The sequence below is a fragment of the Citrobacter sp. C13 genome (assembly GCF_014596815.2).
Taxonomy (GTDB): Bacteria; Pseudomonadota; Gammaproteobacteria; order Enterobacterales; family Enterobacteriaceae; genus Citrobacter; species Citrobacter portucalensis.
On sequence record NZ_CP115024.1, the window covers coordinates 2302430 to 2326042 of the forward strand.

The 23613-nt window shown below is 49.9% G+C and carries 27 protein-coding genes and 1 pseudogene; 19 read left to right on the plus strand and 9 right to left on the minus strand.

Annotated features, from left to right (window positions below; genetic code table 11):
- Positions 1–152: 152 nt before the first annotated feature.
- The 4 genes from pspA to pspD are packed head-to-tail and all read left to right on the plus strand — an operon-like array spanning position 153 to position 1698.
- Positions 153–821, plus strand: a complete 669-nt coding sequence (gene pspA / locus IB222_RS11005; protein WP_003020532.1) for a phage shock protein PspA — start codon at positions 153–155, stop codon at positions 819–821.
- A 54-nt stretch (positions 822–875) separates the two neighbouring features.
- On the plus strand, positions 876–1100 hold the full coding sequence (gene pspB / locus IB222_RS11010; protein ID WP_149384187.1) for an envelope stress response membrane protein PspB: 225 nt from the start codon (positions 876–878) through the stop codon (positions 1098–1100).
- Positions 1100–1459 carry an envelope stress response membrane protein PspC gene (gene pspC, locus IB222_RS11015; protein ID WP_003020497.1) on the plus strand — a complete coding sequence of 120 codons (360 nt, stop codon included), beginning with the start codon at positions 1100–1102 and terminating at the stop codon, positions 1457–1459. Before pspB ends, pspC begins: the two co-directional genes overlap by 1 nt.
- Positions 1460–1467: 8 nt before the next feature.
- Positions 1468–1698, plus strand: coding sequence for a phage shock protein PspD (pspD, locus tag IB222_RS11020; RefSeq protein WP_149384188.1), 231 nt, complete (start codon positions 1468–1470; stop codon positions 1696–1698).
- 165 nt (positions 1699–1863) lie between these two features.
- Here pspD and IB222_RS11025 read toward each other — a convergent pair.
- Positions 1864–1989, minus strand: a pseudogene (locus IB222_RS11025) (LacI family transcriptional regulator); the annotation flags it as partial.
- A gap of 155 nt (positions 1990–2144) precedes the next feature.
- Here IB222_RS11025 and pspE point away from each other — a divergent pair.
- The 4 genes from pspE (at position 2145) to tyrR (ending at position 6752) form a co-directional block, all read left to right on the plus strand.
- Positions 2145–2462 carry a thiosulfate sulfurtransferase PspE gene (gene pspE, locus IB222_RS11030; RefSeq protein WP_004201265.1) on the plus strand — a complete coding sequence of 106 codons (318 nt, stop codon included), beginning with the start codon at positions 2145–2147 and terminating at the stop codon, positions 2460–2462.
- A gap of 142 nt (positions 2463–2604) precedes the next feature.
- The gene (locus IB222_RS11035) at positions 2605–4002 is read left to right on the plus strand and encodes a YcjX family protein (protein WP_148361918.1); all 1398 of its coding nucleotides are present in this window, start codon (positions 2605–2607) and stop codon (positions 4000–4002) included.
- Complete coding sequence (locus IB222_RS11040; RefSeq protein WP_149384189.1) at positions 3999–5060, plus strand: YcjF family protein; 1062 nt, start codon at positions 3999–4001, stop codon at positions 5058–5060. The genes IB222_RS11035 and IB222_RS11040 overlap by 4 nt, the downstream gene beginning before the upstream one ends.
- Before the next feature lie 147 nt (positions 5061–5207).
- Positions 5208–6752, plus strand: a complete 1545-nt coding sequence (gene tyrR / locus IB222_RS11045) for a transcriptional regulator TyrR (RefSeq protein WP_003833259.1) — start codon at positions 5208–5210, stop codon at positions 6750–6752.
- Between the two features lie 53 nt (positions 6753–6805).
- Here the strand turns inward: tyrR and tpx are convergent, their stop codons facing one another.
- Positions 6806–7312: a thiol peroxidase gene (gene tpx, locus IB222_RS11050; RefSeq protein WP_003020437.1), complete on the minus strand. Its 507-nt coding sequence runs from the start codon at positions 7310–7312 to the stop codon at positions 6806–6808.
- A 115-nt stretch (positions 7313–7427) separates the two neighbouring features.
- Here tpx and ycjG point away from each other — a divergent pair, with 115 nt between their 5' ends.
- On the plus strand, positions 7428–8393 hold the full coding sequence (ycjG, locus tag IB222_RS11055) for an L-Ala-D/L-Glu epimerase (RefSeq protein WP_126317911.1): 966 nt from the start codon (positions 7428–7430) through the stop codon (positions 8391–8393).
- Here the strand turns inward: ycjG and mpaA are convergent.
- On the minus strand, positions 8368–9096 hold the full coding sequence (gene mpaA / locus IB222_RS11060) for a murein tripeptide amidase MpaA (RefSeq protein WP_149384190.1): 729 nt from the start codon (positions 9094–9096) through the stop codon (positions 8368–8370). The two genes, ycjG and mpaA, sit on opposite strands and share 26 nt — an antisense overlap.
- A gap of 184 nt (positions 9097–9280) precedes the next feature.
- Between mpaA and mppA the strand changes: the two genes are divergently transcribed.
- Positions 9281–10894, plus strand: a complete 1614-nt coding sequence (gene mppA, locus IB222_RS11065; RefSeq protein ID WP_008784907.1) for a murein tripeptide ABC transporter substrate-binding protein MppA — start codon at positions 9281–9283, stop codon at positions 10892–10894.
- 207 nt (positions 10895–11101) lie between these two features.
- Here mppA and IB222_RS11070 read toward each other — a convergent pair whose 3' ends face one another.
- Positions 11102–11995, minus strand: coding sequence for a dihydrodipicolinate synthase family protein (locus IB222_RS11070; protein ID WP_149384191.1), 894 nt, complete (start codon positions 11993–11995; stop codon positions 11102–11104).
- Between the two features lie 21 nt (positions 11996–12016).
- Positions 12017–12712 carry a B3/4 domain-containing protein gene (locus IB222_RS11075; protein ID WP_149384192.1) on the minus strand — a complete coding sequence of 232 codons (696 nt, stop codon included), beginning with the start codon at positions 12710–12712 and terminating at the stop codon, positions 12017–12019.
- Between the two features lie 43 nt (positions 12713–12755).
- Here IB222_RS11075 and IB222_RS11080 point away from each other — a divergent pair, with 43 nt between their 5' ends.
- The 3 genes from IB222_RS11080 (at position 12756) to IB222_RS11090 (ending at position 16660) form a co-directional block, all read left to right on the plus strand.
- The gene (locus IB222_RS11080; protein ID WP_149384193.1) at positions 12756–13358 is read left to right on the plus strand and encodes a helix-turn-helix transcriptional regulator; all 603 of its coding nucleotides are present in this window, start codon (positions 12756–12758) and stop codon (positions 13356–13358) included.
- Positions 13359–13983: 625 nt separating this feature from the next.
- Complete coding sequence (locus IB222_RS11085; protein ID WP_188055300.1) at positions 13984–15381, plus strand: hypothetical protein; 1398 nt, start codon at positions 13984–13986, stop codon at positions 15379–15381.
- Positions 15382–15790: 409 nt separating this feature from the next.
- The gene (locus tag IB222_RS11090) at positions 15791–16660 is read left to right on the plus strand and encodes an aldo/keto reductase (protein ID WP_149384195.1); all 870 of its coding nucleotides are present in this window, start codon (positions 15791–15793) and stop codon (positions 16658–16660) included.
- Positions 16661–16745: 85 nt separating this feature from the next.
- Here the strand turns inward: IB222_RS11090 and IB222_RS11095 are convergent, their stop codons facing one another.
- Entirely contained in the window at positions 16746–17309 is a 564-nt protein-coding gene (locus IB222_RS11095) for a MarR family transcriptional regulator (protein ID WP_008784906.1), read from the minus strand.
- A 114-nt stretch (positions 17310–17423) separates the two neighbouring features.
- Between IB222_RS11095 and IB222_RS11100 the strand changes: the two genes are divergently transcribed.
- Positions 17424–17654 (plus strand): glutaredoxin domain-containing protein, encoded by a 231-nt coding sequence (locus IB222_RS11100; RefSeq protein WP_148361920.1) that lies wholly within the window; start codon positions 17424–17426, stop codon positions 17652–17654.
- Between the two features lie 67 nt (positions 17655–17721).
- Positions 17722–17991 (plus strand): Rho-binding antiterminator, encoded by a 270-nt coding sequence (locus IB222_RS11105; RefSeq protein WP_148362670.1) that lies wholly within the window; start codon positions 17722–17724, stop codon positions 17989–17991.
- 11 nt (positions 17992–18002) lie between these two features.
- On the opposite strand, the gene IB222_RS11110 is transcribed toward IB222_RS11105, so the two are convergent.
- Positions 18003–18773 (minus strand): DeoR/GlpR family DNA-binding transcription regulator, encoded by a 771-nt coding sequence (locus IB222_RS11110; protein ID WP_149384196.1) that lies wholly within the window; start codon positions 18771–18773, stop codon positions 18003–18005.
- Between the two features lie 120 nt (positions 18774–18893).
- Here IB222_RS11110 and IB222_RS11115 point away from each other — a divergent pair, with 120 nt between their 5' ends.
- From IB222_RS11115 to IB222_RS11125, 3 genes are all read left to right on the plus strand, one after another.
- The gene (locus IB222_RS11115; RefSeq protein WP_149384197.1) at positions 18894–19277 is read left to right on the plus strand and encodes a VOC family protein; all 384 of its coding nucleotides are present in this window, start codon (positions 18894–18896) and stop codon (positions 19275–19277) included.
- A gap of 210 nt (positions 19278–19487) precedes the next feature.
- Positions 19488–19895, plus strand: coding sequence for a cupin domain-containing protein (locus tag IB222_RS11120; protein WP_188055321.1), 408 nt, complete (start codon positions 19488–19490; stop codon positions 19893–19895).
- Positions 19896–19938: 43 nt separating this feature from the next.
- The gene (locus tag IB222_RS11125; protein ID WP_149384199.1) at positions 19939–20991 is read left to right on the plus strand and encodes an NAD(P)-dependent alcohol dehydrogenase; all 1053 of its coding nucleotides are present in this window, start codon (positions 19939–19941) and stop codon (positions 20989–20991) included.
- 38 nt (positions 20992–21029) lie between these two features.
- Here IB222_RS11125 and IB222_RS11130 read toward each other — a convergent pair whose 3' ends face one another.
- Positions 21030–22061, minus strand: coding sequence for a mechanosensitive ion channel family protein (locus tag IB222_RS11130; RefSeq protein WP_063940805.1), 1032 nt, complete (start codon positions 22059–22061; stop codon positions 21030–21032).
- A gap of 244 nt (positions 22062–22305) precedes the next feature.
- On the opposite strand from IB222_RS11130, the gene IB222_RS11135 reads away from it, so the two are divergent.
- Positions 22306–22566 (plus strand): DUF2534 family protein, encoded by a 261-nt coding sequence (locus IB222_RS11135; protein ID WP_003020403.1) that lies wholly within the window; start codon positions 22306–22308, stop codon positions 22564–22566.
- 48 nt (positions 22567–22614) lie between these two features.
- Here the strand turns inward: IB222_RS11135 and uspE are convergent, their stop codons facing one another.
- On the minus strand, positions 22615–23565 hold the full coding sequence (gene uspE / locus IB222_RS11140) for a universal stress protein UspE (RefSeq protein WP_003833229.1): 951 nt from the start codon (positions 23563–23565) through the stop codon (positions 22615–22617).
- Positions 23566–23613 lie beyond the last annotated feature (48 nt).

The following is a 23613-nucleotide window of genomic DNA, read 5'->3' on the forward strand; positions in this document are numbered from 1 at the left end:
TTAGTGTTATTCACCAATTTACGCTAATTAGCCTGGCAGGTAAAATTATATAATTACAATAAAATCAATTGCATAAAAAGTTGGCACGTCAAGTGCATAATGAAAGCAGCAGGGCATAGCCCGATATCAGAACAGTAAGTGAGGATTACATTATGGGTATTTTTTCTCGTTTTGCCGACATCGTGAACGCCAACATTAATGCGTTGCTGGAAAAGGCTGAAGATCCGCAGAAACTGGTGCGGTTGATGATCCAGGAAATGGAAGACACGCTGGTTGAGGTACGTTCTAACTCAGCGCGTGCGCTGGCAGAAAAGAAACAATTATCTCGCCGTATCGAACAGGCCAGTGCCCAACAGGCAGAGTGGCAAGAAAAAGCAGAACTTGCGCTGCGTAAAGAGAAAGAAGATTTGGCGCGTTCTGCGTTAATTGAAAAGCAGAAACTGACCGATTTAATTGCCTCTCTGGAGCATGAGGTGACGCTGGTTGACGATACGCTGGCGCGTATGAAAAAAGAGATCGGTGAGCTGGAAAATAAACTCAGTGAAACCCGTGCTCGTCAGCAGGCGTTGATGCTGCGTCATCAGGCAGCGAGTTCTTCGCGTGATGTTCGTCGTCAACTGGACAGCGGTAAACTCGATGAAGCGATGGCGCGCTTTGAATCTTTCGAGCGTCGTATCGATCAGATGGAAGCCGAGGCTGAAAGCCATAACTTCGGTAAACAGAAGTCTCTGGATCAGCAATTTGCTGACCTGAAAGCAGATGATGAAATCAGCGAGCAGCTGGCGCAACTTAAAGCCAAAATGCAGCAAGACAAGCAATAATAACATCTGGCGGCGCCCGAACGCGCCGCCGCTCATCACCTGTAAGGAGTACTCATGAGTGCGCTATTTCTGGCTATCCCGTTAACCATCTTTGTGTTGTTCGTTTTACCGATTTGGCTCTGGCTGCATTACAGCAACCGTTCCAGTCGCGGCGAACTGTCGCAAAGTGAACAGCAACGTCTGGTCGAACTCAACAATGACGCACAGCGGATGCGTGAGCGCATTCAGGCGCTGGAAGACATTATTGATGCTGAACATCCAAACTGGAGGGACCGCTAATGGGAGGCGTTAACCTGAACAAAAAACTGTGGCGTATTCCGCAGCAGGGCATGGTGAAGGGGGTTTGCGCAGGTATTGCGCATTATCTCGATGTGCCTGTGAAGCTGGTACGGATCCTGGTGGTGTTGTCAGTCTTTTTTGGCCTGGCCTTTTTTACCTTCGTCGCTTACATCGTGCTGACGTTTGTGTTGGATCCGATGCCGGATAATGTGGTTTCCGGCGAGCAGCAGCCATCAAGCGGTGAGCTGTTGGATGCCGTCGATCGCGAGCTGGCGGCAAGTGAAAAGCGTTTGCGTGAAATGGAGCGTTATGTGACGTCCGATACTTTTTCCTTACGTAGTCGCTTCCGTCAATTGTGAGGACAGAAATGAATAATCGCTGGCAACGTGCCGGGCAAAGGGTTAAGCCGGGCTTTAAAATAGTAGGTAAGCTGGTGCTTCTGACCGCGCTGCGCTACGGCCCGGCGGGTGTAGCAGGGTGGGCGGTGAAGTCCGTCGCCCGACGCCCGCTAAAAATGCTGCTGGCGTTGGTTCTGGAACCGGTGTTGAGTCGGGCTGCGGCAAAATTGTCGAAACGTTATTCAGGTAATCAACCCTGATATTTGAATCAGCAAAAGCAAGCAACAATTAATCAACATTCCCTCAGTTAATTTGCGGCAGCTCACAAATATAATTTTGGGGCTGTCAAAATTCTTTTGGGTCGTTACCACGGGTATTGAAGGTGAACTAAAAAATCTATTTCGCAGGGCATTAATACCCAGGTTTTATATCAGGAAGTCGGTCAGCAATATTTGTGTTCCTATAGTGATATTCTGTAATCCTTTCTCACCTGCAATCAGATTAAATAATAAATTACAGCTTTGCTCACCTAATTGTTGGGAAGGAACATCAAATGCGGGTAGAAAAATCAACAGGCTAACTGCAGCATGGGTAACCTGAGGAACAATCGTCCGCGCCTGCAGACGGTGATAATGCGGTCGCAATATTTTCTTAAGAACTGGCGTATAGTGTAGAGGTAAATCCAACTATCAGTCAGGAAGATATTATGTTGAAAAAAGGTGTATTAGCGTTGGCTCTGGTCATCGGCATGCCGGTTTATGCTGCGGAACATTGGATCGATGTTCGCATTCCTGAACAGTATCAACAGCAGCATATTCAGGGGGCCGTCAATATTCCGTTAAAAGAGATGAAGGCACGTATTGCAGCTGAAGTTCCTGATAAGAACGACACTGTGAAGCTGTACTGCAACTCCGGGCGTCAATCGGGACAAGCGAAGGATATGTTGACTGAAATGGGCTATACGCAGGTGACGAATGAAGGTGGCATCAACCAGATCTCGCTTCCTAAAGTAGAGAATAAATAAGCCGTACGCAGTTCTTCTGCTCCTGGCGGTAAGAATAATGCCGCCAGGAACTGCCCAGGTAGTTGATAAGTAAGAATTGACCCCTATCTTTACTTCCTGTTTGTTATAATTTCTTCGGTTCCTTCAGCAAAACGGGATGGCGATGAAGCGACTTAAAAATGAACTCAATTCGCTGGTTAATCGCGGCGTAGACCGGCATTTACGCCTGGCTGTCACCGGACTTAGCCGCAGCGGTAAGACGGCGTTTATCACCGCGATGGTAAATCAGTTACTCAATATTCATGCCGGTGCGCGTCTGCCGTTGCTCAGCTGCGTGCGCGAAGAGCGTTTGCTCGGCGTGAAACGGGTTCCTCAACGCGATTTTGGCATTCCGCGCTTTACCTATGATGAGGGACTGGCTCAGCTGTACGGTTCTCCGCCGACCTGGCCGACCCCTACGCGCGGCGTGAGTGAAATACGTCTGGCGCTACGCTATAAATCCAATGACTCTTTACTGCGCCACTTTAAAGACACCTCCACGCTGTACCTGGAGATCGTCGATTATCCGGGGGAGTGGCTGCTCGATTTACCGATGCTTGCCCAGGATTATCTGAGCTGGTCGCGGCAAATGACCGGATTATTGCAGGGGCAGCGGGGCGAATGGTCGGCAAAATGGCGGCAGTTATGCCAGGGGCTGGATCCGTTGGCGCCTGCTGATGAAAACCGTCTGGCGGAAATTGCTGCCGCCTGGACGGAGTATCTGCATCAGTGTAAACAGCAGGGCCTACATTTTATTCAACCGGGCCGTTTTGTCCTGCCCGGGGATATGGCGGGCGCGCCTGCGCTGCAATTCTTCCCGTGGTCGGATGTCGATGCCTGGGGGGAATCAAAGCTGGCGCAGGCTGACAAACACACCAACGCGGGCATGTTGCGCGAAAGATTCAATTATTACTGCGAAAAGGTCGTCAAAGGGTTTTATAAGAATCACTTCCTGCGCTTTGATCGCCAGATTGTGCTGGTCGATTGCCTGCAGCCGCTCAACAGCGGGCCACAGGCGTTCAACGACATGCGCCTGGCGCTTACTCAGTTGATGCAAAGCTTCCATTACGGGCAGCGTACGCTGTTTCGTCGGCTATTTTCTCCAGTGATCGACAAGCTGCTGTTTGCCGCCACCAAAGCCGACCACGTCACGGTGGATCAGCACGCCAATATGGTGTCGTTATTGCAGCAGCTGATCCAGGACGCATGGCAAAACGCTGCGTTCGAAGGTATCAGCATGGATTGTCTGGGGCTGGCATCGGTGCAGGCAACCACCAGCGGCTTGATCGATGTGAAAGGTGAAAAGATCCCGGCGTTGCGTGGTAATCGTCTGAGCGATGGCGAACCGCTGACAGTCTATCCGGGGGAAGTGCCCGCGCGTTTACCTGGGCAGGCATTTTGGGACAGCCAGGGCTTTCAGTTTGAGGCGTTTCGCCCGCAGGTTATGGATGTCGATAAACCCTTACCACATATCCGCCTCGATGCCGCGCTGGAGTTTTTAATAGGAGATAAATTGCGATGAGCGAGCCGTTAAAACCGCGTATCGATTTCTCAGGTCTGCTGGACGTGGAACAAAACACGGCGTTTAAAGCGCAGCAAATGTTCAACGAAATGGAGGCGCAGACTTTTTCTCCGGCGAAAGTGGATGAACCCCTGGAAGACGAAGGTCAGGCGGAGGCCGTCATTGATGCGGCCTTACGCCCCAAACGCAGTCTGTGGCGCAAGATGGTGATGGGCGGGCTGGCGCTGTTTGGCGTAAGCGTTGTTGCTCAGGGTGTGCAGTGGACCATGAACGCCTGGCAGACTCAGGACTGGGTCGCGCTGGGAGGATGTGCCGCAGGCGCATTGATTATCGGTGCAGGTGTCGGATCGGTGGCGACCGAGTGGCGCAGATTGTGGCGATTGCGTCAGCGCGCGCACGAACGTGATGAAGCGCGAGACTTGCTCCACAGCCATGGAACCGGAAAAGGTCGTGCATTTTGTGAAAAACTGGCGCAGCAGGCGGGTATCGATCAGTCGCATCCAGCATTGCAGCGTTGGTATGCCTCAATTCATGAAACGCAGAACGATCGCGAGGTGGTCAGTCTGTATGCCCATCTTGTGCAGCCGGTACTGGATGCGCAAGCCCGGCGTGAGATTAGCCGTTCTGCGGCAGAGTCCACGCTGATGATTGCCGTCAGCCCATTGGCGCTGGTGGATATGGCGTTTATCGCCTGGCGAAATCTACGGCTGATTAATCGCATTGCATCGCTGTATGGCATTGAACTTGGTTATTACAGCCGTCTGCGTCTGTTCCGCCTGGTGCTGCTGAATATCGCTTTTGCCGGGGCCAGTGAGCTGGTGCGGGAAGTAGGGATGGACTGGATGTCGCAGGATTTAGCCGCCCGCTTATCAACGCGTGCCGCACAGGGCATTGGCGCGGGGTTGTTAACGGCGCGTCTGGGCATTAAAGCTATGGAACTTTGCCGACCGCTGCCGTGGATCGATGCTGATAAGCCACGACTGGGCGATTTTCGCCGTCAACTGATTGGTCAGGTGAAAGAGACCTTACAAAAAAACAAATCTCCGCGCGAAAGTTAGCTAAAAAACAGGCGCCGATCGTATAACTTTACGCCCCGGCGCCCAATTTTCCAGCGCGCTGTCAATATTTGTTGACAGAGTTCTTCCTGCGAACCAAATACTGTCTTATCATTTACTACATAATCCCTTGTCCTGATGAAGGTTCCTATGCGTTTGGAAGTCTTTTGTGAAGACCGTCTTGGTCTGACCCGCGAATTGCTCGATTTACTGGTGCTGAGAAGCATTGATTTACGCGGCATCGAAATTGACCCCATCGGGCGGATTTACCTTAATTTTGCGGAGCTGGAGTTCACCAACTTCAGCAGCCTGATGGCTGAAATTCGCCGTATTTCAGGGGTTACGGATGTGCGTACCGTGCCATGGATGCCTTCCGAACGTGAACATCTGGCACTAAGTGCGCTGCTTGAAGCGTTGCCAGAGCCGGTCCTTTCTCTTGATATGAAAAGCAAAGTTGAGATGGCGAACCCTGCGAGCTGTCAACTTTTTGCGCACACCCAGGAGCGGATGCGCAACCATACCGCAGCCCAGTTAATCAATGGGTTTAACTTCCAGCGCTGGCTGGAAAGCAATCCGCAGGATTCCCATAGCGAACATGTCGTGATTAACGGGCAGAATTTCCTGATGGAAATTACGCCCGTCCATTTGCAGGGCGAAAATCAGGAGCAGATGTTGACCGGCGCGGTGGTGATGTTGCGCTCCACCATCCGAATGGGACGTCAGCTGCAAAATATGACAACGCAGGATCTCAGTGCGTTTAGCCAGATTATTGCCGTCAGCACCAAAATGAAACACGTCGTAGAACAAGCGCGCAAGCTGGCGACGCTGAGCGCGCCGCTACTGATTACTGGTAATACCGGCACCGGCAAAGATCTCTTTGCTCATGCCTGCCATCTGGCAAGCCCGCGTGCGTCGAAACCGTATCTGGCGCTGAACTGTGCGTCAATCCCTGAAGATGCGGTTGAAAGCGAGCTGTTTGGCCATGCGCCGGAAGGTAAAAAAGGGTTCTTTGAGCAGGCGAATGGCGGTTCGGTTCTGTTAGATGAAATTGGCGAAATGTCGCCGCGTATGCAGACCAAATTGCTGCGTTTTCTCAATGACGGTACGTTCCGTCGCGTGGGAGAAGATCACGAAGTTCATGTTGATGTCCGTGTGATTTGCGCCACGCAAAAGAACCTTGTGGAGCTGGTGCAGAAAGGACTTTTCCGTGAAGACCTCTATTATCGTCTGAATGTACTGACGTTAAACCTGCCGCCGCTGCGCGATTGCCCACAAGATATTATGCCGCTCACCGAACTGTTCGTGGCGCGTTTTGCCGATGAGCAGGGCGTGCCGCGTCCGAAGCTGTCCGCCGATCTCAGCACGGTGTTAACCCGTTACGGTTGGCCGGGCAACGTGCGTCAGCTTAAAAATGCTATCTACCGGGCGCTGACCCAGCTTGAAGGCTATGAACTGCGGCCACAGGATATTTTGCTGCCGGATTATGATGCGGCAACGGTTGCGGTCGGAGAAGAGGTAATGGAAGGGTCGCTGGATGAAATTACCAGCCGCTTTGAACGCTCCGTGCTGACGCAGCTGTATATGAATTATCCCAGCACGCGCAAGCTGGCCAAGCGCCTCGGCGTTTCGCATACCGCGATTGCCAATAAATTGCGCGAGTACGGCCTGAGCCAACAGAAAAAAAGCGAAGAGTAATGCCGTAAATGAAAATGCCTCCATGTGGAGGCATTTTTGTATGCAAACGCAGCTTACGCTTTCAGTACGTCCAGCGCCGCTGTGTAGTCTGGTTCGTTGGTGATTTCATTGACCAGTTGGCTGAAGACGACGTTGTCATTTTCATCGATAACAACTACGGCACGTGCGGCCAGACCTTTCAGCGGGCCTTCAGCGATTTCAACACCGTAGTTTTTCAGGAATTCTGCGTTGCGCAGGGTGGACAGCGTGATAACGTTGCTCAGACCTTCCGCGCCGCAAAAACGAGAGTGGGCGAATGGCAGGTCGGCCGAAATACACAGTACGACGGTATTGTCGATTTCTGTCGCCAGTTGGTTAAACTTACGTACCGATGCCGCGCAAACGCCAGTATCGATGCTTGGGAAAATATTCAGCACTTTGCGCTTGCCTGCAAACTGGCCCAGCGTAACGTCAGACAGGTCTTTAGCCACAAGGGTAAAAGCCTGAGCTTTGCTTCCAGCCTGAGGAATGGAGCCGGCAACTGCAACCGGGTTGCCCTGGAAATGAACGGTTTGTGACATGGTTATCTTCCTGTTTACATATAGTTAACGTCGAGGCTAGTTTATGCCATCAACAGTTAACACGGCAAACGCTATTTGCGGATATCCGCTTCAGGGACTGCATTAAGGAAAACAAATGAGAACAGTTAAGGTATATGAGGAAGCCTGGCCGCTGCACACTCCCTTTGTCATCGCCCGTGGGAGCAGGACCGAAGCGCATGTGGTTGTCGTCGAATTGACAGAAAATGGCGTCACAGGTATTGGCGAGTGCACACCGTACCCGCGCTACGGTGAAAGCGATGCCTCTGTCCTGGCGCAAATTATGAGCATTGCGCCACAACTGGAAAACGGACTGACGCGTGAAGAGCTGCAAAAGCTGCTGCCAGCAGGGGCTGCGCGAAATGCCGTAGATTGTGCGTTGTGGGATCTGAGTGCGCGTCAACAGCAGACGTCGCTGGCGGAATTGGTGGGAAGTGAACTGGCGGAAGTGGTGACGACGGCGCAAACCGTGGTGATTGGCTCGCCGGAACAAATGGCCGCGAGCGCGGCTGCGCTGTGGGGAAATGGTGCGAGACTGCTGAAAGTTAAACTGGATGCTCGCTTGATTAGTGAGCGGATGGTTGCCATTCGTGCGGCTGTTCCTGACGCCACGATTATTGTCGACGCCAACGAATCCTGGCGGGCAGAAGGCCTTGCGGCACGCTGTCAGCTGTTGGCTGATTTAGGGGTGGCGATGCTGGAGCAGCCGCTGCCGGCTCAGGATGATGCCGCGCTGGAGAATTTTGTGCATCCGCTGCCCATCTGCGCAGATGAAAGTTGCCACACTCGCAGTAGCCTGAAAGCGCTGCACGGACGCTATGAAATGGTCAATATCAAACTGGACAAAACAGGCGGTCTGACGGAAGCACTGGCGCTGGCAACGGAAGCCCGCGAGCAGGGATTTGCGCTGATGCTGGGCTGCATGCTGTGTACCTCCCGGGCGATCGGTGCGGCGTTACCGCTTACGCCGCAGGTTAACTTTGCCGATCTTGATGGCCCGACCTGGCTGGCCAGCGATGCGGAGCCAGCCCTGCATTTTACGACCGGGCAGCTCCATCTCTAGGGTGCCAGCGCAGCAGATTGGACATGGCCAGCAGGTATTTTTCGCTCGCTTCATCCGATGAAATGGGCGGAAATTCGGCGGTTATGCAGTGTAAATTCAGGTCTGCGCACCAGCTCCCAAAAGAGCCGGGCGTTTCATAACCTACGCTGGTGACCAGAGGCAATTCAAACGACTGTGCCAGCCACGAACCCAGCTCGCTGCTTCTGGGATCTTCAATACAGGCCAGTGGATCGTGGAAAGAGACTACCCAGGCGGGATGAATTCGGTGAATAAGCTGACACAACGCCTGGGTTTCTGGTTCCGAACCCGGACTTTCGCCGGTCAACAACACCACATCACGCTCTTCTGCACTACTGTTCCAGCGATACACCGTTTCGCCCGCTCTCCAGTTTGCGGCGGGAAAATTACGGTTCAGATCGACGCCGTTCGCATTTGCGCGCAGCCCAAGCTGGCAACCGTCAGGGTTTACGGCCAGCACCACATGGTGGCGACGCAGGGAAGGGCTAAGCGTACGCAATGCGCAGGAAAGGGTAACGACCGAGGAGTTTTCGTCGCCGTGCGTTCCCGCCAGTATCAGGCCGCTTTCACGATCGGCTGCCAGTGCAGGAAACCAGATTAGCGGTGCGCCTAACAAGGAACGTCCGTAATGTTCGGTTCCAGGTGGGAATGCGCCGCGCTCGGCACGGGGACGGGTAACGGTCATAGTCATCTCTGAATGCTTGGATTGTTACTCGCAGTGTTGTGCAAAATGTACGGATAATCAAATCGTTTTCACACACTTATCTTTTCAGGTGTAATATCACTTTCTTGTCGGAAGTTAATTGCATTTCCTGCTGGCGATACAAATAATTACACATTCACTTAGTAGCCGGAATTGAGGGTACCTTATGCAGCATTCTGTTTCAGTAACCTGTTGTGCGTTGTTGGTTAGCAGCATTTCTTTATCCTGGGCTGCTGATGTTCCCAGCGGAACGGTACTGGCAGAGAAACAAGAACTGGTGCGTCATATAAAAGACGAACCGGCGTCGCTTGATCCGGCAAAAGCCGTTGGGCTGCCTGAAATACAGGTGATTCGTGATCTATTTGAAGGGCTGGTCAACCAGAATGAGAAGGGTGAGATCGTGCCTGGCGTCGCTACCCAGTGGAAGAGTAACGATAACCGCATCTGGACGTTTACGCTGCGTGACAATGCGCAATGGGCGGATGGTACGCCGGTAACGGCGCAGGATTTTGTCTATAGCTGGCAGCGTCTGGTTGATCCAAAAACGCTGTCGCCGTTTGCCTGGTTTGCTGCGCTGGCGGGTATTAATAATGCTCAGGCTATTATCGATGGCAAAGCCACGCCTGATAAACTTGGCGTTAGTGCTGTCGATGCACGGACATTGAAAGTTCAACTGGATAAGCCGCTGCCCTGGTTTGCCAATCTGACGGCGAGTTTTGCATTCTATCCGGTACAAAAAGCCAACGTTGAGAGCGGCAAAGAGTGGACCAAACCAGGCAATCTGATTGGTAACGGCGCCTATGTGCTCAAAGATCGCGTCGTAAACGAAAAACTGGAAGTGGTGCCGAACACGCATTATTGGGACAACGCCAAAACAGTGCTGCAAAAAGTCACCTTCCTGCCGATCAACCAGGAATCAGCTGCGACCAAGCGCTATCTTGCTGGTGATATTGATATTACCGAGTCCTTCCCGAAAAATATGTACCAGAAACTGTTGAAGGATATCCCGGGTCAGGTTTACACCCCGCCGCAGCTTGGTACTTATTATTATGCCTTCAATACCCAGAAGGGACCGACTGCCGACTCACGCGTGCGCCTGGCGCTCAGCATGACTATCGATCGTCGTCTGATGGCGGAGAAAGTTTTGGGTACCGGTGAGAAACCAGCATGGCATTTTACGCCGGATGTAACGGCAGGATTTGTGCCGGAACCTTCACCGTTTGAGCAAATGAGTCAGGAAGAGCTGAACGCGCAGGCGAAAACGCTGCTGCGCGCGGCGGGCTATGGCCCGCAGAAACCGCTTAAACTGACGCTGCTGTACAACACCTCAGAAAATCATCAGAAGATTGCTATCGCAGTGGCTTCTATGTGGAAGAAGAACCTCGGTGTTGACGTAAAACTGCAGAACCAGGAATGGAAAACGTATATCGACAGCCGTAATACCGGTAATTTTGATGTGATCCGCGCCTCATGGGTGGGTGACTACAATGAGCCTTCTACGTTCTTGTCGCTATTAACATCGACCCATACGGGCAATATCTCCCGCTTTAATGATCCGGCGTACGACAAAGTGTTGACCCAGGCAACTCTGGAGAATACAGAGAAAGCGCGCAATGCCGATTATAACGCCGCGGAGAAAATTCTGATGGAACAGGCACCTATTGCACCGATTTATCAGTATACCAACGGGCGTTTAATTAAACCGTGGCTGAAAGGGTATCCGATTACTAACCCTGAAGATGTCGCATACAGCCGCACAATGTATATCGTTAAGCACTAAACCTAGTGAAATAGCGGGAATTGCTTATCGGGGAGAAGGTTTTCTGTATTGAGGGCGGTCAGGCGGTGACCCGCAGGTCGTTACGGCATGAGCATAGCGTGCGAGAGCTGCCTTTGCAGGAGCGTTTGTACACCGAAGGATCGTCATGAAGGTTATTGCCCGGTTAGGTTTCAGAAGGACCGGCAGGCAGCCGGTCCTCAAGGACGGCTATTTCAGCTCCAGTGTGGTTATCACACGGGCAATATCCGCGATATCACCTGCTGACAAAGGCTGCAGGGGGCGAGGGAGGCAGTCCGTATCGGTAAGTCCAAGCACGCCTGCGGCAGCAGCAATAACGCGGATGCTTCCGCCATGTTTACGGAACAGCGCCCAAAATGGCTCAAGGCGCGTTGTCAGGGCAGTAACGCGTTCATGATCGTTCGCCGCCGCTGCGTCAGTAATTTGTTTCGCCATCACCGGAAACAAACCACCGCTAACGGAGTACCACACTTCACAGCCGGCGTTTAATCCCAGCCCGGCATAAGTATCCCCACTGATACCGATGGTTACGCCAGGACGCAGGTGTTGACGTAATGCCTCGACCCGCTCTCTCGCTGCAGTCGGGCTATCCGGGACACCAGGAAGCTTGACCGAGCGAACCCCCTCCAGTGAGGATAGACGCCCGTGCAGTTCATCCGTAAAGGTAAAATGTGTGGTGCCCGGGTTATCATAGATGCACACCGGCACTGACGCGTGTCGGGTAACGGTCTCAAATAGTGCGAAGACTTCTTCGTCACGGAGCGGCTGGTAGCTGACAGCCGGGAGCAGCAGGGCATTTGCGCCCGCGGCTTGCGCATCGTCTGACAGATGCAGGATGGCTTCCGTGCTGACAGCTCCCACACACACCATGACAGGGATCTCTCCGGCGTGCTGTGTTGCCAGAGTCGCGATGCGCTTGCGTTGCTCCCGGGTCAGATAAGCGTAGCTTCCGGTTGACCCCAGGATACCCATAGAATCAACCCGGGCTTCTGTTAGGCGAGAAAGAATATGACTGAAGCCCTTTTCATCCACGCCGCTGGTGGTGACTGGAGTTAAGGGAAACGCAGACAAGCCAGTAAACATAGGTGTTTGTCCTGAATAAGATTACTGGTGCTGATCTTCGATGAGAGTAATTTCACACCATAGACCTGGCATCATTTCTTCCAGACCGTCAGTCAGCATTCTTCCTGCTTCATGAAGCTTTTCCAGCGGCATCTGTGGCAGACTTTCCAGAATAAACCACATTTGCTGCGCTTCAACACTTAAACGTGTCCTTATCCCTTGCCTCCAGTTCCAGCGACGGCAGGTGACGCCAGCATTGTCACGCCAGATAACCTCTCCGGGGGAGGGATACTCGATAACAGGTGCGCCTTCTTTCATCGTGTCAAAGGGCTCGGTACCTTCCGCAATGGTCAGACGCGGAGCGCCCTGGTAAGCGGAAATATTCTCGCCACCAACCGGAACGGCATAGCGGAGGCTGACGGCGTTATAAAGATCAACAACAGGATCCAGTGCTGGCATCATCCCATCACGAAGCACGCGCTTACGTAGCGCATCAGCTGAACAAGGCGTGCGCTTTGGTTTGGCGCCAAATGATTGAAAAATGCCAGCCCATGCGGCCAGATGAGACTCCGCCCATTCCGGTCTGCCTGCCATAACCGCCTCACAAGCTTCCAGCAAGGCTGCCCTGCCAACGTCAGGATTCAGTACCGGCGAGGCTTTTACGTAGATACTAAGCGCTCGAAAACCGGGAGCAGTACGATAAACTTCCGGGGCAATTGACGGAGAATGTGTTAACACGGGATAATCCTGTAATGACCAATTTATTTTATGATATCGACCAATGACCAAAAAAGTCAACTTAATGACCGATGCGGGTGCAGATGTCAGCACCGTCAATGAAGCTGTTTCGCAGCGAATTAAGCAGTACCGTAAACAAAAAAAAATGTCGCTTGATGAGCTGTCCAGGCAGGCAAATGTCAGTAAGGGAGCGCTGGTCGAGATTGAAGGATGTAAGGCCAATCCCAGTATTGCGCTGTTATGCCGTCTGGCAGCCGCAATGGGGGTATCGGTGGCTGATTTTGTCGATGTAGGGACAAAACCAACCGTCCATCTTATTGCTGAAGGTGAGATCCCTGAACTCTGGAAAGGCGACAAAGGAGGAAGAGCAAGGCTTCTTGCTGGTTCCGGGGGGCCGGATATGACAGAGCTCTGGATGTGGGAAATGCAGCCAGGAGAAAAGTTTGCTTCGCCCGGTCACTCTACGGGAACACTTGAATTGTTTTATGTACAAACGGGGACGCTCACGCTTGGCGTACAAGAGCATATGTATCTGGTTAATTCCGGTTGTTCTGCAACGGCCAGAACGGATGTCCCTCATTTCTATGAAAACCGGGGTGAGAGCCCACTGATATTTATCATGACAGTGAATGAGAAAGCATCATGAGTAACTCGTAAGAGTGAGATGTGTAGGGATAAAAATCGTCCGGACATACGCTCAAGATCTATTTCTCAGAGATAACTACGGGCTGGCTTTGTTCCCGGTATACCTGTCTGTCAGATCCCGTGCTTTATCATCTCCGGAAACTGAAGGCTGGTGAAGGATACCGGCCTCCCAGGCATTTTCATCGCATAGCGATGCTGTTCAATCACTGACCTGCTTTGTTTTGACTATCCCCAGACAACAGTACCTCCCTTATAGCTGTGATGATTAATATAACCATCTGATTTTATAGATTTTCATCGTTATACCTATTCTGTCATTAGCGTCTCTGACTTGCTGAGTCATACATACATAATCTGCGTTTATTGGGTTCACCTTTCAAAAGATTTATAGATCTTAGTCAATATAGCGACCTTTTTATACCAATAATATGACCGACAGATCCTGATGATCACACTGGCTGAACCCCAGGATCAAGGTACTTTATACAAAGATATTTGGACTAATAAGGCAATTTGAAGAAGAAAACGCAGCCACTGGTCTTACTGCTCTGTCAGTTTGACTCACTGGCACGTATTCAAAAATCTCAGCAAAAGCCATAACAGAGATAACATAGATGATAAAACCAATGGACTATGAACCTGAACCAGGTCTGGGGAAACATAGCTGGCCACAGGTAATCAAATGGCTACTCATCATTCTGGTCATTTATGCAGTATGCAGTGTTTTTATTTCAAATCCTTTTTCTATTTTTGTGGACAGAGTAACTCCCGTAGATTACTCAAGAATAATGTATTTTCATGGCTTGTCTGTAGGTCTTGCTGGTCTGACTGCTCTACTGGTTAGTCAGATTTATGGTCTTGACGGAAAATTCAAAAAAATTATTTTCTATTGCACAATCGCCACAATTTTAATTGGTGTAAGTGGTGGTGCGATCAATCGTTCTATGGAATACAGCAAGCTTGCATTGTGGTACCAAATTCTTTCTTTTTTATCGCTTGATGTGATACTGATAACAATGTTATCAGGACTTATTCTGTCAAAAAATAAAGAATTAAAGTCATCACGAACATATTATCTGGTTATAGCCGCATCCTGCACAGCTGTCATTGCCGCACTGATTGGCGATTTAGCCGGGTTCATTCTTGATTTTGGCGATTGGCTGGGAATATTAGGTTGGTATGCTGGTAAGATTGGTTATACCCTACCGGAATGGCAGGACAATTTACTACGCTCTCACTCAGACATGATGGTAGTGGCTGTCATTGGTCTTATACTGTCGGTAGTGACCTGGAGATACGGGAGATATTTATCCGGAAATACTGCAAAGATAAAAGCAACTAGTGAATGGCTGGTTATTTTTGGGCTGGTTGCTGTTGTTATTATTTTAGTAGTATCAGGTTTCGGTGGTTCTCATTTACAGATCCCTCATATATTTACAGAAAAAGGATTCTTTGAACCCAGAGGCCATAGTGTGGCTGGTATTGATTTAGGTGATTTCACAATCGGTATCTTTATTTTATGTGGCGGTTTACTTCTGATTGGCGCAATACTTTTCGGAAAAGGGAAAAATGGCGTCAAACTAAACAAATCCAGCAAGTACACTCTTATGGGGATCTTTCTTACATGGTGTAGCATAGTGATTACCGTAGCAGGTATGGGGTTCCTAGAAGAGTATCGAGCCGATCTTTATAACTCAGCTAACCCTGTGCCACTAGGGGAGTATGGTTTTGCATTCCGCATGCTGCATCTTGATGTCAGTTTGATATTATTTCCGGCTATTATGGTTGTTATGTTGTTTGCCCAGCATTTACTGAAGGATGAACAGACAAAATTTATCCAATGGGTTTTACGCACAGGCGTCTTGCTTTGCTCTATTGGATCCCTGATATACATGATACTGAACCCCCAGACCTTTGGTCCCGGTTACTGGGTCGTCGGCTCCGGTTTCATATTTGTTGTAATGGGGATGTGCTACTTTTTTGTTAAAAGCGATAATCACATTAAAGAAAGATTTAATCAGTAAAACCATCATCTGGATCCTTTAAACGGATACAGACGATGGCTGATGGTTACGTATTACAGATCAGGTGCCACCATTAAAGGTGGCATCATTAGTTTGATCTCACCTGAATGTTGTAGTCTGTTATGCAGACTACAACATTACTCAGAATTTATAGTGTCGACCTGAAGGAGCCATGTCCGGAACCATGAATTAGGTTCATATGCTATGTTGGTTCCGTAGAGCCAGTCCTGTCCTGATGCGTTCATAAAGGCTGATATCGCAGCCTTTATCCTTTCTTACCCTCATCTTTAACAGAACAACCTCATCTGTATTAATGAATGCCATGCATAGGTCAAATCAGAGATGACTGGGTAATCACGGTGGGGTTTCTGGCCTAATATGGTGTTTTAACATGACAGGGGGCTTGGCCGTGGAATACTCCATACTAAGTAACAATCGCAAAATGCCGATGGTTGGTTTTGGCGTTTTTAAGGTCACCGATAAAGAAGAGTGTAAGCAGTCTGTATTAAGCGCTATTCGTACCGGTTACCGCCTCATCGATACCGCAGCCGTGTACAGCAATGAAGATGCCGTGGGTGAGGCGGTTCGTGCAGCCATTGCCGAAGGTCTGTGTACCCGTGAGGAGTTATTTATCACTTCTAAGCTGTGGGTCCAGGATATGGCCAACTACGATATGGCTCAAGCCGGTATTGAGGCGTCGCTGAAAAAATCGGACCTGGAATATATTGATCTTTATTTATTGCATCAGGCCATGGGCGATTATTTCAGCGCCTGGCGTGCGCTGGAAGAGGCTTATGAAGCCGGTAAACTGAAGGCCATTGGCGTCTCCAACTTCTATGCGCATGTATTAGCTAACTTCTGTGAAACCGTCAGAATTAAGCCGATGGTGAACCAGGTCGAATTACATCCTTACTTTGCGCAACCTGTAGCCATTGAAACTATGAAGCGCTATAACGTTCAGCCTGAAGCCTGGGCGCCGTTATGCGGTGGCAGGCATAAACCGTATGAAGATGAAATCCTCCAGGGGATTGCGGATGCCCATCAAAAAACGGTTGCTCAGGTCGTTCTGCGCTGGAACGTGCAGCGCGGCGTCACGGTGATTCCTAAATCCACCCGGCAGGAGCGTATTGCAGAGAACTTTGCCATCTGGGATTTCTCACTCACGGATAGCGAAATGGCGCATATCAGCTCGCTGGATTTAGGCTATGTGGGTGAGGCGGTGAAGCATTTTAATCCTGAATTCGTCCGCGGCTGCCTTGGCGTTAAAATCCATGACTAAGCGTGGAGAAAACGTCGCGAGCTCGTAAAACGGACAACTTTTTTGCCTGCGTTAAAATGGCTGGTGTGATTTTGCACCAGCCATTTTATGTTTCCGGCGGCTGATGCTCCCGGCAAATCAGCAATGAATCTTCTTCACTCAATCTCTCTTTCGTCAGATTACAAAATCCCTGACCATCAATTTTTTGGTGGAACCGACAGCTATGGCAAAGACCAAAGCCAGGCACATTGTTGGTTCTCTGGATCCCGCGTAACAGTTCTAACAGCAGCTCTCTGAGCACGATCGCCCGTTCACCCATTGCCGATTCACCCTCCACTAAAAACGTTGGCGGGAGCAGGGCGTCCAGTAAGGTATTGGCCGACTCACTTAAGTGTAGATGGACGCTACGTTTATCACGGTCATCCGGCTTGCGAACAATCAACCCTTTGTTTTCCAAAAGCTTCAGCGATTGTGACACGGTACCTTTGGTGAGCCCAAGGTAGTCTGTCACGCCAAGCGGCGTATTGGAATATCGGTTGCAACGGGCCAGATACATTAACGCGCTAAGTTGCACTGGCTGGAGATCCGCCAGTAAAGGATGCTGGCGAAACCACATCCTTGTCAGGCTGGAAAGCCGGTCAAGTACGTCGAAAAGTGACATGTCGGGCATAACAAATCCTCCTCGGCATATAGTATCGATTAAAAACTATATTGACAAAGAATAAAAGCAGCGTAGCATAATTTATAGTATCGATTCGATACTATAAATTAAAGGAGATGTATCATGACTAAAGCTCGTTTCTATCATGCAGGTTGCCCGGTTTGTGTTTCCGCAGAACAGACACTTCTGCAACACTTGTCCCCCGATGTTGAAATAGATGTGGTTCATCTGGGAGAGCAACCTGATCGAGTTGCTGAGGCTGAAGTGGCTGGCGTGAAATCTGTGCCAGCGCTGGTGATTGAAGGCAATGTGCTGCATATTAATTTCGGTGCTCCCATTGAAGCGCTGAAATAGCTGGATCGTTCGGGAAGTTGCATTGGCGATTTCCCGGATATACAAGTTGTTGGGGGACGGTAGCGTGATGAAAACGACCGAAGAGTATCACCCGATAGATTGCGATCTTCATGATTATCTGGAAATCGCCTGCATGTACCACTATTGGTTGCACATTGAACTAACAGATGGCACATGTTTTGATGCTAAAGCGCTGACGACGTGTACCACAGTGGAAAAAGAAGAATTTCTGGTAGTGGAGCAATCTGAAAATCAGCAAAAAATCCGTCTGGATTATCTGTCAGCGATCACCGCGCTGACGCCAGGAGCGACGTTTAGCACAGTAAATTTTCAGTGAGCCTACCGCGGTTAGACGGTATAAATTCGAATGTCATGTGCCTGGAACGCTGTGGCGTACTCTTTGCTGATGTTGTCCTCTACAACAATCACATCGATATTGCTGCTTTCGGTCACGACATATCGGGCGACGGCTGGGATTTTTTCAGCCGTTAGCGCGACGATAGCTTCATTACATTGTTTTATCACCGCTTTTTTGAACTCACAATCCGCATAATCAAATCCCGTTAAGCCGGATTCAGGCGACATCGCGCAGCCGCCAATAAATCCCTGATCGAATAAAATGTCCTGCACTTGTGCGATGGCGGAAGCTCCCACGCACCCACCTGAAGATCTCTGCACCACGCCACCCAGCATAATGACTTCAAACAGCGGTTTCTTTAGCAAAACGGCGGCAATCTCCGGTGAATTTGTCACCACGGTTAACGCCAGCTCGGCGGGCAGAGCTTCTGCCATCGCCAGATTGGTACTACCTGTGTCGATAAAAATACAGCTTCCGGATTTGACCAGTCTGGCACATCGCTGCGCGATGTTGCTCTTTTTGGCCACATTAATACCCTTGCGCACGGTGATGTCTTCGGATTCAGGGAGTGCAATAACCGCGCCGCCATAGACCTTTTTGCACACGCCATCTTTGCTCAATTCATGCAAGTCACGGCGAATTGTATGTTCAGAAACGCCTAATCGGTTTGCGAGTTCAGAACAAATGACCCTGCCGTTTTCTTGCAGGATCTGATAGATAAGCGCCTGGCGCTGTTCCGGGAATGCGGCGTAATCGAGCATGGATACTCCAGGTAAAATAAACATCGAGCAATAAAGTGCATGATCGTGCATTATGATTAACGATGTCAACATCCCATATAGGGGTCGTACTATTCTGGATACAACGGGAAGAGGTTTGCTATGAAGATTGCGCATATGGCGTTATGGACACAGGATCTCGAGCAGCAAGCTCACTTCTGGGTCTCGTTTTTTGACGGTAAGATCAACGAAAAATACTGCAGTAGAACCAACCCTGGGTTTGAATCTTATTTTGTCAAAATTGGCGAGGATATTGCGATTGAATTAATGACCAAACCGGGTCTTGTCGGGCAGCAACCTGACAATAATCGTTGCGGATGGGTGCATCTCGCCATTTCAGTTGGCAGTAGTGAAAATGTTGATGCCATGGCGAAGCGTGCAAAAGAACAAGGGATATTAGTCTCTGGCCCGCGCACCACAGGTGATGGCTATTACGAAGCGGTAATACATGATCCTGACGGTAACTTGATTGAAATCGTAGCGTAAGGCTTCACGCGATCTCCAGCCGATAAATTGTACCCTCATTATTAATGAGCACGATTCATAAGTTTGTCCTTTTTTCTCCCTCTAATCACCGGCACGTAGAGTCTCTATAATTTTACTGTTTTCAGCATCCGGTGGCACATGTCGCCACAGTTTTGGAGAGTCGAAATGCAAAATCAACTGAATACCGCGCCCAGCGCCAGCGCGGAGATTATGAATCAACAATTTGATGGTAACAGCGTTTTTCCGCGTGGAGAGAAAAATGAAGCTTATGCGAAGTATTTCACTGGCGACAGCTATCTGACCATGCTCTCCATGGAAGGCGTGGTAATTGGCAATGTCGCATTTGAACCGGGTTGTCGTAACTTCTGGCATGTTCATCATGAGGGTGGACAAATATTGCTGGTGACCGGTGGCAGAGGCTGGTATCAGGAATGGAATCAACCGGCGCGCGAGCTGAAAACCGGTGATATCGTGCACATTCCGGCGGGAATGAAACATTGGCACGGCGCTGCGCGTGATAGTTGGTTTGCCCATATCGCCGTGGAAATCCCGGCCCCTGGCGCGTCGAACGAATGGCTGGAACCGGTTAGCGATGCTGAGTACAACCAGCTGCCCTGAACTATGCTGGTTCTGGTAATACCTAATCCCTGATGAGATCTCAATGGTCATGAATGTGAAGGGTTATGCTGCTCTGGCGGTGAAAGAGGATTTAGTCCCTCATAATTTTGTTCGTCGCGATCCGCGTGAAGATGATGTGGTTATCGATATTTTATACAGCGGTGTATGCCACTCGGATATCCATAACGCCTACAACGATTGGGGCGGTGCTAAATATCCGATGGTACCTGGGCATGAAATCATTGGCCGCGTGGTGCATGTTGGTAAGTCGGTAACAAAATTCAAAGTGGGCGATCTCGCAGGGGTCGGCTGCATGGTTGATTCGTGCCAACACTGTAGCGCCTGCGAGCAGGGGCTAGAGCAGTATTGCGAAGAAGGTAACACGCTAACGTATAACGATATCGACCGTCATGACGGTCTGCCTACTTTCGGCGGCTATTCTGACAAAATTGTCGTTACCGAAAAGTTTGTGGTGAAGGTCCCTGAAGGGATCGATTTACGCGGTGCGGCGCCGCTACTTTGCGCCGGGATCACAACATGGTCGCCTTTGAGCCACTGGCAGGTAGGTGAGGGCAGTAAAGTCGCGGTTGTCGGACTGGGCGGCCTCGGGCATATGGCAATCAAACTTGCAAATGCGCTGGGCGCGGAAGTTACGCTGTTTACGCGTTCACCTGGCAAAGAAGCTGATGCCAGACGATTGGGTGCCAGTCATGTTGTGCTTTCCACTGACAGTGAGCAGATGAAAGCGACAGCGAATCAGTTTAATCTGATTATCGATACTGTGCCCTACGTTCATGATCTGAATCCCTATATCCCAACCCTGGCGCTAAGCGGTACGCTGGTGCTGGTTGGTTATCTCGGTGCGTTGGATCCGTTTCTGAATACGGTTCCCCTGATCCTTGGACGTAGGTCGGTGGCGGGTTCAGTTATCGGTGGCATTGCCGAAACGCAGGAGATGATGGATTTTTGCGGTCAGCATGGTATTACCGCTGATGTCGAAGTTATCAATATTCAGGATATTAATCGTGCCTGGCAGCGGATGTTGAAAAGCGATGTGAAATACCGCTTTGTAATTGATATTGCCTCATTGAAATAAGTACAAAAAAGACGCGGATTTCCGCGTCTTTTCTTTTGTTAGTGTGTCGATGGCGATGTTTCAGGATTATCCATATACAGCGTCTGGCTGGGGAACGCAAAGTCGGCGCCGTTTGCCTGGACTATCGTGATAATCTTTAAATAAACGTCTTGCTGTACCGCGAGCCATTCCTTCCAGACGGTGGTTTTCGTGAAGCAATACACCATGATATTCAACGATGAATCGGCAAATTCATTAAAATAGACCAACAGAGTTTGTTTCTGGTCTATTCCTGGATGGCTTTGCAGCATTTCTCTAACCGACTCGACAACGGCACCGACTTTATCGGCATCCTCATATCGTAACCCGATCACCGTTTTAATTCGCCGGTTGGTCATGCGCCCTGGGTTTTCTACGCTGATGGAGGAGAAAATCGAATTTGGCACATACAACGGACGATGGTCGAAGGTGTTTATTTTAGTCATTCGCCAGCCAATTTCTGCTACCGTGCCTTCAATATTGCGGTCCGGGGAGCGGATCCAATCGCCTATGCTAAACGGTCTGTCGAAATAGAGCATAATGCCTGAGAAAAAGTTGCTCAGAATATCTTTCCCCGCCATACCCACTGCGATACCGCCAATACCGCCAAAGGTTAACAGGCCGGATAAGCTCATACCGAAGTGTTCGCCATACAGTAAAATGATGGCAACCACGATGGTAATCTTGATGATACGCGACAGGATCCTCGCGCTGGTGATATCTCTGCCTTTATTAATCTGCGTCTTTTCAAACTGATTAATCACCAGAAAAAGTTTGATGGTCAGGATCAACGCTATCAACGAGGTGCAGATAAAGTCGACCACGCTGGGGGAGATAAATTTCAGGCTGTAACTTTCGATAACGTTATTAGCAATGCTGCCAAACGTCCCAATGATAATGGCATAGACAAAAAATTGTGCGGCATGAAATATGAATCCTTTGCAACGACGCTCTCCACGATGATACCAGACGCTCATCAGGACCAGCGCGGCACAGCAGCTAAGAATTACCGTCAAATTAAACGCATTATTCATAAACAGTTCAGCGATCATGATTCTTCCTGGCAACTCCGTGTTAGCTAAATATCATCTGACATCCTAATCCCCAGATATTTTACCCAGTTAAGGAGGTCAGATCATTAATCAAAAGGAGAGATAAATAATGCAATCAGCGCTATTTTCAGCGAAATAACGCTGACGTCAACCCTGTATGCGGTTTATGTAGCAGACAGTCAGTTGATGTCATGGTATTGTTAGCGCAAAGTGACAAGGTTTTCATCTGCAAAAGGACAGTACTATGATCATGGCTAAGCTGAAAACAGCGAAGGGACGGAAGTTTCTGTTGTGCCTGCTTGGAGTGTTTATTATCGCAGCGTCGGTCGTGACGCGAGCGACGATCGGTGGCGTTATTGAACAGTATGACATTCCGCTATCCGACTGGACCGCTTCAATGTACGCCATTCAATCGGCAATGATTTGTGTCTACAGCATGGTGTTTACGATTCTGTTGGCTATCCCGCTTGGTATCTATTTCCTCGGCGGTGAGGAGCAACACTAGGCGTTTAAAATGCCGGATGATATCGCCATCCGGCATTTCATTGTGTGGTTAATCGTCTTCTTCGTCGTCCAGTTCAACTGGTGTCTGATATTCATCCGGCTTGATGACCAGCAGGTCACAGCGTAGATGATCGATAACCTGTTCCGCGGTATTACCAAGAAACGCAGCAGAAATACCGGTACGTCCGACGGTCCCCAATACCACAATACCCGCCTGCAAGTGCTCGGCTAAATCAGGAATGACCTCTTCAGGTAAGCCTTTTTCAACGTGCGTCACTTTCTCATCAATACTGAATTTCTGGCGTAGCGCCTTCATGGCCAGCAGGTGCTGTCCACGAATTGCGTCGTTATAAACGCTGGGATCAAATTCAGGCAGTTCAATCGCGATGTTGATTGGTGTGACAGGGTAGGCGCCAACCAGATGCACTTCGGTATGGTTAACCTGTTCTGCAAGCTGTAGCGTCTCCTTGACCAGTTTTTCATTGAGCGCGTTGTGATAAGCCTCTTCACTGGCGAGGTTTACGGCAACCAGTGCTTTACCCCCTTCAGGCCATGGCTGGTCTTTCACCATCCATACCGGACTTGGACATTTACGCAATAAATGCCAGTCGGTTGGCGTAAATATTACGGCTTCGAGGCGGTCGTGTTGGTGCGCCATCTTGAGGACCAGATCATGCCTGGCACTGATGACTTCCTGGATGATGGCTTCAAAGGGTCGGTTATGCCAGACCACTTTAATCTCCAGAGGGATCCCTGCTTCGATGTAGTATTTCGCTTGTTCACGTATCCATGCAGTTCGCTGGCTGATGACCCCCTGACGCATTGCCGTACGCTCATCAGGCGACAGCAGGGTAGTCATCTCATAGGAAAAGTCATAGATCGGCAAAAAGGCTTTAATTTTGCCACCAATCCGTTGATGCAAATAAACAGCTCGCCGTAATGCTGGTTGATCGTCCTGGTTAGGGTCGATGACGACCAGCATATTTTTATACATAGCCATACAGGGTCTCCTTACAACTGTCATCGCAGTTTGTAACTAAAAGAGTAA